The organism is Subdoligranulum sp. DSM 23681, assembly GCF_057005535.1.
The window spans coordinates 2,491,192-2,502,763 of the sequence record NZ_CM168050.1 but is presented as its reverse complement, the minus strand read 5'-3'; the positions used below and the strand labels follow the sequence as shown (position 1 = coordinate 2,502,763).

At 62.2% G+C, this 11,572-nt stretch carries 11 protein-coding genes; 5 read left to right on the top strand and 6 right to left on the bottom strand.

Translation table 11 applies throughout. The annotated features are described in order from the left end of the window. Positions 1 to 43: 43 nt before the first annotated feature. The 3 genes from AC127K_RS11540 to AC127K_RS11530 all read right to left on the bottom strand — a co-directional run bounded on the left by AC127K_RS11540 (position 44) and on the right by AC127K_RS11530 (position 2,969). Positions 44 to 814 carry a TIGR03915 family putative DNA repair protein gene (locus tag AC127K_RS11540; protein ID WP_483720706.1) on the bottom strand — a complete coding sequence of 257 codons (771 nt, stop codon included), beginning with the start codon at positions 812 to 814 and terminating at the stop codon, positions 44 to 46. Then, the gene (locus AC127K_RS11535; protein WP_294540403.1) at positions 793 to 2,157 is read right to left on the bottom strand and encodes a putative DNA modification/repair radical SAM protein; all 1,365 of its coding nucleotides are present in this window, start codon (positions 2,155 to 2,157) and stop codon (positions 793 to 795) included. The genes AC127K_RS11540 and AC127K_RS11535 overlap by 22 nt, the downstream gene beginning before the upstream one ends. 191 nt (positions 2,158 to 2,348) lie before the next feature. Further along, positions 2,349 to 2,969 (bottom strand): LexA family protein, encoded by a 621-nt coding sequence (locus tag AC127K_RS11530; RefSeq protein WP_294541835.1) that lies wholly within the window; start codon positions 2,967 to 2,969, stop codon positions 2,349 to 2,351. Between the two features lie 206 nt (positions 2,970 to 3,175). Here AC127K_RS11530 and AC127K_RS11525 point away from each other — a divergent pair, with 206 nt between their 5' ends. Together AC127K_RS11525 and AC127K_RS11520 are read left to right on the top strand one after the other, a co-directional pair. Continuing rightward, the gene (locus AC127K_RS11525; RefSeq protein ID WP_483720705.1) at positions 3,176 to 3,457 is read left to right on the top strand and encodes a hypothetical protein; all 282 of its coding nucleotides are present in this window, start codon (positions 3,176 to 3,178) and stop codon (positions 3,455 to 3,457) included. Between the two features lie 145 nt (positions 3,458 to 3,602). Next, entirely contained in the window at positions 3,603 to 4,361 is a 759-nt protein-coding gene (locus tag AC127K_RS11520; protein ID WP_483720704.1) for a copper homeostasis protein CutC, read from the top strand. A gap of 53 nt (positions 4,362 to 4,414) precedes the next feature. On the opposite strand, the gene AC127K_RS11515 is transcribed toward AC127K_RS11520, so the two are convergent. After that, positions 4,415 to 4,939: a GNAT family N-acetyltransferase gene (locus tag AC127K_RS11515; RefSeq protein ID WP_483720702.1), complete on the bottom strand. Its 525-nt coding sequence runs from the start codon at positions 4,937 to 4,939 to the stop codon at positions 4,415 to 4,417. 12 nt (positions 4,940 to 4,951) lie between these two features. Continuing rightward, the gene (locus AC127K_RS11510) at positions 4,952 to 6,337 is read right to left on the bottom strand and encodes an MATE family efflux transporter (protein ID WP_294541827.1); all 1,386 of its coding nucleotides are present in this window, start codon (positions 6,335 to 6,337) and stop codon (positions 4,952 to 4,954) included. A 132-nt stretch (positions 6,338 to 6,469) separates the two neighbouring features. On the opposite strand from AC127K_RS11510, the gene AC127K_RS11505 reads away from it, so the two are divergent. The 3 genes from AC127K_RS11505 to AC127K_RS11495 are packed head-to-tail and all read left to right on the top strand — an operon-like array spanning position 6,470 to position 10,397. Further along, complete coding sequence (locus AC127K_RS11505) at positions 6,470 to 7,423, top strand: leucine-rich repeat protein (protein ID WP_483720700.1); 954 nt, start codon at positions 6,470 to 6,472, stop codon at positions 7,421 to 7,423. A gap of 43 nt (positions 7,424 to 7,466) precedes the next feature. Beyond that, on the top strand, positions 7,467 to 8,840 hold the full coding sequence (locus AC127K_RS11500) for a vWA domain-containing protein (protein ID WP_483720698.1): 1,374 nt from the start codon (positions 7,467 to 7,469) through the stop codon (positions 8,838 to 8,840). Between the two features lie 24 nt (positions 8,841 to 8,864). Beyond that, positions 8,865 to 10,397 carry an ATP-binding protein gene (locus AC127K_RS11495; RefSeq protein ID WP_483720696.1) on the top strand — a complete coding sequence of 511 codons (1,533 nt, stop codon included), beginning with the start codon at positions 8,865 to 8,867 and terminating at the stop codon, positions 10,395 to 10,397. A gap of 145 nt (positions 10,398 to 10,542) precedes the next feature. Here AC127K_RS11495 and AC127K_RS11490 read toward each other — a convergent pair whose 3' ends face one another. Then, positions 10,543 to 11,550: an NAD(P)H-dependent glycerol-3-phosphate dehydrogenase gene (locus AC127K_RS11490; protein ID WP_483720695.1), complete on the bottom strand. Its 1,008-nt coding sequence runs from the start codon at positions 11,548 to 11,550 to the stop codon at positions 10,543 to 10,545. Between the last annotated feature and the right edge of the window lie 22 nt (positions 11,551 to 11,572).

The following is an 11,572-nucleotide window of genomic DNA, read 5'->3' as shown; positions in this document are numbered from 1 at the left end:
ATTCCGATACGGGGCGAAAGTCCTTTTCCGCCAGCAGGGTGGTTTATGGGTCTGCAAAAGTTTCCGGCTGCATCTCACACATATCCCGCCAGTATCGTTTGGGGGCGTGGGTGCGCTGGCAAACGGGGTTGCGTCTCTCCTGGATGGTCAGGGCGCGGAAAAAGCGTTTCCACAACGCCTGCCAGTCTTCTTCTGCCGGGTCCGGGGCCGGAGTGTACTGCTTCATCTGCATATAGCATACCCGCCCGCCGCGGCGCAGCAGCGCCATCCCGTGGGTGGCATCAAAGATCATGAAATCTTCATCCGGCAGACGGCTGCAGAAATGCCCCCGCAGAAGAGGCAGGATATTGTGCCGAGGGTGAATGATGGAACCCAGCATGTTTCCGCGCTGTTCAAAGCGGAGAAATTCGATGTATTTGCAGCTTTCGTTGCTGACCGCCCGTTCCAGCTCAAAAGCGGCCGACACATCGGCGTCTCCCAGCATGCGGGCGGCGGAAGGCCCCCGCTCAAAGCACAGGCGGGCAAACCGAAGCAATATCAGTTCCTTGCCCGGTTCATCCGCCAGGAATCCGGTGGTGATCCGTTCCCGCACCACCGTTCCCAGCCGGTTCAGCCCCGCGGCCACCCGGCGTGCCAGTTCGGGACGGGTCTCGATCTCCCGCTGGGCAAACAGGGAGGTCTGCCCCTCGCTGGGCGGCAGCACCGCGGCGGGAATCTCCTTTTTGGAAAAGCTCTCGAAAATGCAGCACAGGAAGCCCTGGAAGCTGCCGTCATAACAATAGGAAACGTCACTTACAGCCGCTTGGTAAGACATGTCAGCGCCTCCTGTCTGGTCAATCTGGCGGCCTCCCGGGCATCCATACCCGCATCTGTCAGCTGGTGCACCAGAGGCGCGGCTCCCGGCAGCGCCGCAGGCACAAAATCATCCAAAGAAAGCTGCCGCATCCCCACCCCGAAGGCGTTGGGGTCCAGCAGTGCGGCCGCCACCTCGGCACGGGTACCGTGTACGGGCGCTTTTCCGTTGCAGGTGATGAAATACCGCGCCCGTTTGAGGACCACGCCGATGCGCTTGAGTTCCTCCAGGCCCAGATGCTGCTGGCGCCTTGCCGCCAGAATGCGCTGAACGCTTTTGGGGCCGATTCCCGGCACACGCAGCAGCTGCGCTTTGGTGGCCGTGTTCACCTCCACCGGGAAAAATTCCGGATGGCGCAGGGCCCAGTTGCATTTGGGGTCCAGGTAGGGGTCGAAGTTGGGTTCGTCCTCGTTGAGGATCTCCGCCGCCGAAAACTGATAATAGCGCAGCAGCCAGTCCGCCTGATACAGACGATGTTCCCGCAGAAGCGGAGGGCGGGTGGTAGTGGCGGGCAGGCGCGGGTCAGGCACCACCGGAAGATAAGCGGAGAAAAACACACGTTTCAGCGCGTATTTTTTGTACAACCCTTCGGTCAGGCGCAGGATGTGCAGATCGTTTTCCGGCGTGGCGCCGATGATCATCTGGGTACTTTGTCCCGCCGGTGCAAAGGCGGGGGTATGGCGGTAGACGGCCATCTCCCGCCGGTTCTGTGCCGTGCGCTGGGCAATCTGCCCCATGGGCCGCAGGATCCCCGCCTTGTGTTTATCCGGGGCCAGCAGGCCCAGGCTTGCTTCGCTGGGAAGTTCAATGTTCACCGAAAGCCGGTCCGCCAGAAGCCCCAGACGCTCGACCAGGAGCGGGTCGGCGCCGGGAATGGCCTTGGCGTGGATATATCCGTTGAAGTGATATTCCTGCCGCAGGATCCGCAGAGCTTCGATCATTTTTTCCATGGTCACATCCGGGCTGCCCAGGACCGCACTGGAAAGGAAAAGACCCTCGATATAATTGCGGCGGTAAAAGCCGATGGTCAGGTCTGCCAGTTCCCGGGGGGTGAACGTGGCCCGGGGAATATCATTGGTGCGGCGGTTGACGCAATAGCTGCAATCATAACTGCAGGCGTTGGAGTACAGCACCTTCAGAAGGGATACGCACCGGCCATCCGGCGTGAAGGCGTGGCAGATACCGGCTGCGCAGCAGCTGCCCAGGGCCCCGTGGCGCCCGGGCCGGTCCACGCCGCTGGAGGTGCAGGCCACATCATACTTGGCACTGTCCGCCAGAATTTCCAGCTTTTGTGCAAGATCCATGATAAGGGCCCTCCGATGCCAGAAAAGGTATAAAAAAGAAAGCCCGTCGTCCGGCCGTTTCTGGCGTTCCGGCGGGCTGCCGGAATATATATGTTATGGTCCCTGTTATCGGGCTGCGCCTGCACACTTATCAGACGCAAGTCCCGGTTAACGGACTTTTCTGCTGGTATACTGGTTGCTGTAAAAAGACCTTACCACTTGGCCTTGGTCTCCACAACTTTGCCGGCAATGTACAGATGGTCCAGGTCTTCCCCCTTGATGACCACCTCATCATACGCCGGATTAAAGGGATGCAATACTACCGAGTTCCCCCGCTGAATGTACTTTTTCAGGGTGCCTTCCCCGTCCACGCCAAACACGATGACCCCCAGGTCCCCGTTGTCCAATGTGGATTGGCGACGCACCAGCGCCAGGTCCCCGTCCGAAATGCGGGGTTCCATACTGTCGCCCTTGACCACCAGATAAAAGTAGTTCTGCGGGTCCTTGACGCTGGCATATTCTTTGCCATAGTCCTCCTCAAAGGCCAGTGCACCGTAACCGGCACGCACCGTGCCCACCACCGGGACAAGACATTGTTCATAGCGGGCCATGACGTCCTGGCTGATGGTCGCGGCCGCATTGTGCAGCCCCAGCAGAGCGTCGGCGGTGGTGTCCAGGATCTCAGCCAGACGGGCAACGGTCTGGGGATCCGGCGTGGAGCGGCCGGTTTCCCACTTTCCTACTGCCTGCTGGGTCACACCCAACAGACGGGACACTTCAGCCTGACTGTATTTTTTGGCCTTGCGGGCCATCTTCAAGCGTTCTGCAAACATCTGCAAGCTCCTTTCCGGCCGGGGGAAGCCGGGGATTCTTTGATGTGCTTATTATACAACCTTTGGTAGTTTCTGTAAAGAGCGAAAATTGGAAAATTTTCACTCAAAAGTTGTTTTTTGGGTTGACAACAACTCTTTGTTGTATTATCATGGAGTCATGAAACAACAATTGGTTGTGATTGATACAGTTTGCGGAGGTATGAATCATGAACTTTCAAATGATCAAACAACAGGTATGTCGGTTTCTGATGTCGGCCATGGGCTTTCTGCTGCTGGTAATCTTCTGCGCTGCCGCAGAGGGGACGGTATTCTGGCCCGTCGCCCTGCTTCTGGGGCTGGCTGACCTGGTGGGGATGAACTTTCTTTGCGGGCTGGCAGAGTCCAAGCCGGCGCCCAAAACACAGTCTGCACCCGTGCGGACCTCCTGTGCCGCCGGAACACGCCGTGCAGTCTCTCTGCGGGTCGTGCGGGGCGGTCGGGCAGCCTGAGTCATCCTTTCCTGTTTTTTTATAGAACCGCCCGCTGCTCCCGCCGGATCTTCCCTGCGGGGGCACTGTGCATTTTCGGGTCTCCGTGGTATACTATGTTCAAATTTACAGGGCCGGACACTGATCCGGAGAAAGGGACCCGATTATGAAACCTGTATTGGAAGTTTGTGTGGACAGTCTGGCATCCGCCCGTGCGGCGGTGGCCGGGGGCGCAGACCGGCTGGAACTGTGCAGTGCCCTGGGCGTGGGAGGTCTGACCCCCTATGCCGCGCTGCTGGCTCAGATCCGGGAAGAAAGCACCATCCCGGTGCGCTGCCTCATGCGGCCTCGTCCGGGAGATTTTCTGTACACGCCGGAAGAGATCGACCTGATGTGCCGCCAGATCCCGGTGCTGCGGGAAGCCGGCGCCGACGGGTTTGTGATCGGTGCGCTTACGGCGGAGGGGGAAGTGGACACCGACGCGGTCCGCCGCCTGATCCGGGCAGCCGGTCCCGGGGCCGGTCTGACACTGCACCGGGCTATCGATGTATCCCGCAATCCGGTGGAAACATATCTGGCCGCCGCGGCCCTGGGCATTGACACGGTACTGACCAGCGGCGCCGCCGCTTGCTGTCTGGATGGCCGGACTGTGCTGACTTCCCTGCTGGCCGAGCGGGACCGGACCGATGGTCCCGAGGTGCTCATCGGGGCCGGGGTGAACGCCCAGGTCATCCGGGAGCTGTGCCGGGTGCTGCCCCGGGCCAGAGCCTTCCACATGAGCGGCAAAACCCTGCGGGAAAGCGGCATGCGCTTCCGCCGGGAGGGCGTGCCCATGGGGCTGCCCGGGCTGGACGAATGGCACATCCAGCAGACCAGCGCTTCGGCGGTGCGGGAAGCCCGACAGGCGCTGGAAGAATCCGTCTGAATTTTTAACCAGAAAGGGCCTCTGCCGTGGAATTCCGGCAGAGGCCCTTTTCTTTATAGATCTTTTTGCAGGATATAACGGCGCTTCCCGCCGTAACACAGCACATCGGCGGCGGCAATGCGATACCACCGATGAAGAAAGCTGTACAGACTGGCGGCGTTATCCGGATGAACGGTGCCCAGACAGTGGCGATACGGACGGTCAGGCCAGTCCAGCAGGCGTTGTTCGGCCAGCTGCATCAGTCGGCCTTCCAGGCTGTGGCCCCGGTAGGGTGGTGCCACACAGCAGCTGTCCATCTGGGCACAGGCCCGCAGTTCCGCGCCCTGCATCCCCAGCTGCCGGCCCAGGGCGTCGGCAGCCTCCCCCGCCAGCTTGACGGTAAAATAGGCGGCCAGTTCGCCGGCCGGGGCCTGGGCCACATAGCAGAACCCTTCCCCGCTGTCGATGTGTGAGGCAAAATATGCCTCTGTATCCGGCACAAACCAGTCCTGACAAGCCAGTGCCCGCCGGGACACATGCATGACCCGCAGAATTTCCCCCAGGTCGTCGGGAACGGCAGGGCGAAGCAGAAAATCCATCTCCGGCTCCTTTCAGCTTTCGGCCGGCGCATCCTTGGCAGCCTGGGCTGCCATACACCGGCGCAGCCAGCCGCCCTGGAAATAGTAGACAGCAAACAGCAGACTGGCCAGGGCCCAGGTGATGGGGTAGCTGGCTTCCACCATGAGAATGGTGTGGAAGCGGGGCACCACCAGCAGCAGCCAGGCCACCCGCAGCCCACAGACACCGAACACGGTGATGAGGGTGGGCACCCGCACATCCCCGCAGCCGCGCAGCGCGCCGGAGAAGATCTCAATGCAGACATAGGTGATGTAGGTGGGGACCAGGAAGTGCATCATCTGAACACCCTGGGCCACCACCGCGTCGTCCTGGCTGAACAGCCGGAAAGCCAGCTCCGCCAGCGGGTACAGCGCCAGACTGATGGCCACCGTGGTGCCGGCTGCCATGCCCAGGCAGACCCGGGTGCCGCGGTGGACCCGGTCATAGAGTCGGGCCCCGAAGTTCTGCCCTGCAAAGGTGGTGATGGCGATACCGAAGGAGCTGACCGTCATCCAGAAGAGGAAGTCGATCTTGCCGTACACGCTCCAGGCCGCCACCGCCGTGGTGCCGAACCCGTTCACCGCCGCCTGAATGACGATGTTGCTGATGCTGTACAGGGCCGACTGGGCCGCACTGGGCAGACCGATGCGGCAGATATCGGAAAGCACCGCCGGGTCCGGCCGCATGCGGGCGGTTTCCAGGTGCCAGGGCATTCCGTTGGAGCCTGCCAGACAGCGCAGCGTGAGCACCGCGCTGGCCAGCTGGCTGATGATGGTGGCCAGCGCGGCACCGGCCACACCCCATTTGAACCCGGCCACAAAGACGATGTCCAGCACGATGTTCACCAGGGAGGCAATGAGCAGGAAATAGAGGGGACGCTTGCTGTCCCCCACCGCCCGCAGGATGTTGGTACCCATATTGTAGATGATCTGGGGAATCATGCCCAGGAAATAGATCTGCAGATACAGAGTGGCTGCGTCGATGATCTCGGCCGGGGTCTGCATGAGGAGCAGCACGCCGCGGCTGGTCACCAGCCCCAGCACCGTCAGCGCAGCACCGCCCAGAATGGCCATGGACAGAGCGGTGTGGACCTGACGGTCCACCGCTTCCACATTGCCGGCGCCGTAGCTCTGGGCAATGACCACCCCGGCGCCGCTGCACAGCCCGACGAACACCCCCACCAGCAGCTGAACAAAAGCACCGGTGGCGCCCACCGCCGCCAGGGCCTGGGTTCCCACAAAGTTGCCGACGATCAGGGTATCGGCGGTGTTGTACAGCTGCTGGAACAGGGTTCCGAACCAGATGGGCAGAAAGAACAAAAGCAGCTGACGGGGTATGGACCCCGTCAGGATTGCGTTTTGACCGTGCGATGTGCGCATAAAACCTTGTAACCTCCCCAAAATCTTTCTTCATTTCATACACCCAGGGATTGGTGTTTCCCGTCCCAACATTTTATGCTATAATAGCCCTGTTGTAAAGACCCGGACCCAAAACAGAAACGAGGTGGCAGTATGCAGCGTTCGGTCAGTATCCTTTGGGAGCCCTGCACAGGCGGGGCTCGACTGCTGCGCCTGTTCGGGGAGTCGCCCCGTGCCCTGGTGCCGGATACAGCGGGCGGCCTGCCGGTGACCGAGATCGGGCCGTACTGCTTTTCCGCCCGCCGGGAGCCAGAAGGCGGACAGCTGGAAACGCCGGCGGGCGCCTGTCCTTCCGACCACCCCGTCTGCGGAGAGTTTGCGCAGGAAGTGATTCTGCCCGACAGCGTGCGGGCCATCCATAACGGCGCTTTCTACAACTGCCGTACCCTGCGCCGTCTGACGGCGGGGCCCGGGATTGAAAGCCTGGGCAGCGACCTGTTCACCAACTGCCGCGCCCTGCGCACCTTTGCCCTGCGCGCCGCTCCCGACGAAGCCACCGGACTGAAAAAGATGCTGGCCGCCGTGGCTGCCGGCATCGGGGTGGAGTTTCTGAGCGGCACAGCACCGGCACGCCTGTACTACCCGGAATTTTCCGAGTATCTGCATGAAAACACCCCCGCCCACATCTTCAACCACAGCATTGAGGGGGTGGGGTACCGCTATCGCCAGTGTTTTGACCAGGGTGTGCTGGCCTTTGAAGAGTATGACGCCGCCTTCGCCATGGCTGACGCGGAGGAGTCCCCCGAAGGGCTCTGCCGGGTGGCCCTGGACCGGCTGTGCTGCCCCGTACAGCTGAACGAAGAAGCCCGTGCCCGGTACGGAGCCTACCTGGCGGGCCATGCCGCTGATGCCGTGGCCGTGATCCTGGCCGACCGGGACGCCGCCGCATTGCAGGCCCTGGCCGGGGTACTGGACGAAACGTCCCGCCGGGAAGCGGCCCTTGCCTGCGGGCAGGCCCAATGGAGCGAGGGCGCAGCCCTGCTGCTGGCGGGTACTTCCGGCGCCGGACGGAAGCAGAAGAAGACCTACGATTTTGATGATCTGTGACCGGCTTTTGCCGGAACGCTTTTATACAAAGGAGGACAGGACCATGCCGCAGCATGTACAGACACAAGCCGAGTGGGAAGTCACCACGGCACGCCGCGCCATGGAACTGACCCGCAGCGAGCTGTATATCCAGCTCCGCTACCTGAATGCCGCCCTGGGAGCCCTGAGCCTGACCCCTGACCCGGAACCGGAGCGCGGCCCCGCCACCAACGGGGCGGCCTTGGTCTACGGACCTGCCTGGGTGCTGCGCATTTACCGCAAAAACCGCAAGTATCTGGCCCGGGCGTATCTGCACAGTGTGCTGCACTGCATCTTCCGCCATCCCTGGCTGCGGGAAGGTCGGGACCCGGCCCTGTGGGGGCTGGCCTGCGACATTGCGGTAGAACACACTCTGGACACCCTGGGGGTGGAGGCCCTGACCAGACCGGTGAGCTGGCTGCGGCAAAAGACCTACGCCGAACTCAAGGAAAAGGCCAAATTTGTGGCCGCCGGCCCCATCTACCGGGTTCTGGCCCAGTGCAGCGCCGGGGAGCTGGACAAGCTGCAGCAGGAGTTTTACTGTGACAGTCACCGGCTGTGGCCCACCGACCCGGACGCCCCCGCCGCCCAGATGATGGGCCGCCAATGGGAGCAGCTGGGCCGGGAGACCCAGCTGAGCATGCAGCAGGCCGGACGTCAGGCGGGAGAAGCCGCCGGGGCCCAGAGTCTGGCCGCCCAGGTGGAAGCCGGACGCAGCCGCCGGCTGTACAAGGACTTCCTGCGCCGGTTCGCCGTATTGCGGGAGGAGCCCAGGCTGGACCTGGATGAGTTTGATCTGGGCTACTACACCTACGGGCTGACCACCTACGGAAATATGCCTCTGATTGAACCGCTGGAGACCCGGGAAAGCAAAAAGATCCGGGATCTGGTCATTGTCATTGACACCAGCGAGTCCACCGCCGGGGAGCTGGTGAAATCCTTCCTGCGGGAGACCTTCGGCCTGCTGAAAACCTCCGGCAGCTTTTTCAGCAAGTGCAACATCGTGGTGATGCAGTGTGATGACGCCGTGCGGGATATCACCTTCCTGAAGGACACCGAGACCCTGGAACGGTACGCCGCGGCCCTGACGCTGAATGGAGGCGGCGGCACGGATTTCCGCCCTGCCTTCGCCCGCATTGACGAGCTGCAGAAGGAAGGGCGGCTGCGGGATCTGCAGGGAGTTTTGTATTTCACCGACGGCAAGGGCACATTCCCGGCCCGACCGCCCGCCTATCAGACGGCCTTTCTCTTTCTGGAAGACGGGAGCCCGCCGCCGGAAGTGCCGCCCTGGGCCATCCGGCTGATCCTGGCTCCGGAAGAATTTATGCCCCAACAAAAAGAAACGGCTCCCACCCTGGATTGGCAGGAATGGGACCCCGACGAACTGCCCCAGCTGTAAGCATTCGGGAAGGAGTACGCAAGCATGGACATCAAACGCGCCAAGCAGGAAATTGAAAACACCGTCCGGGCCTATCTGGCCACCGACGACACCGGTACCCCGCTGATCCCCCCGGTCCGTCAGCGGCCTATTCTGCTCATGGGCCCTCCGGGCATCGGCAAGACCCAGATCATGGAGCAGATCGCCCGGGATTGCGGCATCGCCCTGGTGGCTTACACCATCACCCACCACACCCGCCAGAGCGCCGTGGGTCTGCCGTTCATCCGGCACCGGCACTACGCCGGCGTGGACCGCAGCGTGACCGAATACACCATGAGCGAGATCATTGCCAGCTGCTATGAGAAGATGGAGCAGACCGGGCTGAAAAACGGCATCCTCTTCATCGACGAGATCAACTGCGTGTCCGAGACCCTGGCCCCCACCATGCTGCAGTTTCTGCAGGGCAAGACCTTCGGCAACCAGCCGGTTCCCGCCGGGTGGGTCATCGTGGCCGCCGGCAACCCGCCGGAATACAACAAGAGCGTGCGGGACTTCGACCTGGTCACCCTGGACCGGGTGCGGCGCATCGACATTGAACCGGAGCTTTCGGTCTGGCAGGAATACGCCCGCGCCCACCGCCTGCACCCCGCCATTACCGCCTATCTGGAACTGCGGCCCCAGCACTTCTACAAGATCGAGAACGATGTGGATGGCCCCAAGTTCGTCACCGCCCGCGGCTGGGAGGATCTGTCCGCCTATCTGCAGGCGGCCGGGGCGCTGAGTCTGCCTGCGGACGAGGAGGTCATCGGGCAGTATCTGCGCCATCCGGAAGTGGCCCGGGATTTTGCCGCCTACTGGGCTTTGTATCAGAAATACCGCGCCGACTATGGGGTGGAGGATATCCTGCAGGGCAAGCCCTTTGATGCGGTGCTGGACCGCGCCCTCAACGCTGCCTTTGACGAGCGGATGAGCCTAGTCAGCCTGCTGCTGGCCGGACTGAACACCCGTTTTGCCAAAGCCCGTCAGACCGACGAGGCCACCGATGCCTGCTACCAGCAGCTGCGCGCCTTCAAGCGCAGCCTGAATGGGGACATCACCGACCCTGCCGCCGTGTTTGCGGCCCAGTGCGATGACTATGAAGCCCAGCTGGAAGCAGGCAAGACATCCGGTCGGCTGACCGCCGCCCAGATCGCCGCCCACACCCGGGCTGCCGCCCTGATGCGGGGCTGGGGCAAGAAGCTGGACCCCGCCATGGACAACGACGAAGCCTTTGATACGGTGCGGGCCGGTTTCAACGCCCAGGTGCGCCGCCGGGAAGAGGCCGTAGCGGCCGCCGGGGATGCTCTGGAAGCCGCCTTTGATTTTATGGAGCGGGCCTTTCCCGACACCCAGGAGATGGTGGTGTTTGTGAACGAGCTGGCACTGGGACCGGACTCCGCCGCCTTCCTGGCCGAGAACGAGTGCGAACGGTTCACCCAGTACAGCCAGAGCCTGCTGCTGAACCAGAAGCAGGACGAACTGCTGGCCGAGCTGGAGCGGGACGACCTGCGGCGCAGTGAGGGAAGTCTGGCGTTCTGAGCCTCCGCTTTTTCCACAAACAAAAACGCATCCGTGGAGAATTTCTCCCCACGGATGCGTTTTTTCATTTACAGGTCTGTCAATTGCCGCTTGGATTCTTCCGGCAGGATGGCGCGGGTGCTGCAGGCGGCGGAAAAGAAGAGGTTCATTCCCGTTTCAGATCCCGGCCCATGAGGGAGGCCACGGCGTTGCGGGCTTCCAGGTGACCGGACAGGATATCGGCCACCACCTCCACGATGGGCATTTCCACCTTGTACTTCTTGGCCAGCTTGCGGGCAGCGGGCAGGGCGTTGATGCCCTCCACCACCTGGCCCACTTCCTTTTTGGCGGTTTCGGCGTCCATGCCCCGGCCCATGAGCATGCCGGCATGCAGGTTGCGGCTGTGCATGCTGGTGCAGGTCACGATCAGGTCCCCCATGCCGGAAAGGCCGGCGAAAGTGTTGGCCTGACAGCCCATGGCCACCCCCAGACGGGACAGCTCCGCGTTGCCGCGGGTGATCAGGGCGGCCTTGGCATTGTCCCCGTACCCCAGGCCCAACGCCACGCCCACCGCCAGCGCGATGACATTCTTGATGGCACCGCCCAGTTCCACGCCACGGCGGTCGCTGTTGGTATAGACGCGGAAATTGGGGTTGGTGAAGGTCTTCTGCACCTGCTTGGCAGCCGTCTCGTCCTCACTGGCCGCCACGATCAGGGTGGGCAGGTCCCGGGCCACCTCCTCCGCATGGGTGGGGCCGGACAGGGCCACCACCTTGCAGGTTTCGTGTCCCGGCACCTTGGACAGCTCATCCTCGATGATCTCGGACATGGTCATCAGGGTCTTTTCCTCAATGCCTTTGGCCACGTCCACGATGACCTGTCCATCCGGAATATACTTGGCAGCCTTTTTGGCCGTGGACCGGACAAAAACAGAGGGCACTGCAAATACCAGCAGGTCCCGTCCGGCACAGATCTCGGCCATATCGGCAGTATAGTGCATAGCAGCGGGCAATTCCATGCCGGGAAGGTTGGGATGGCGGTGGGTGGTGGCCATATTCTTGAGTTCTTCGGGGATCGCGCTCCACATGGTCACATCATGGCCGTTTACGGCCAGCAGACGCGCCAGAGCCGTACCCCAGGTACCTGCCCCCAAAACGCCGATCTTCTGTTTCATATCTTTGCCTCTTTCCGGCTGG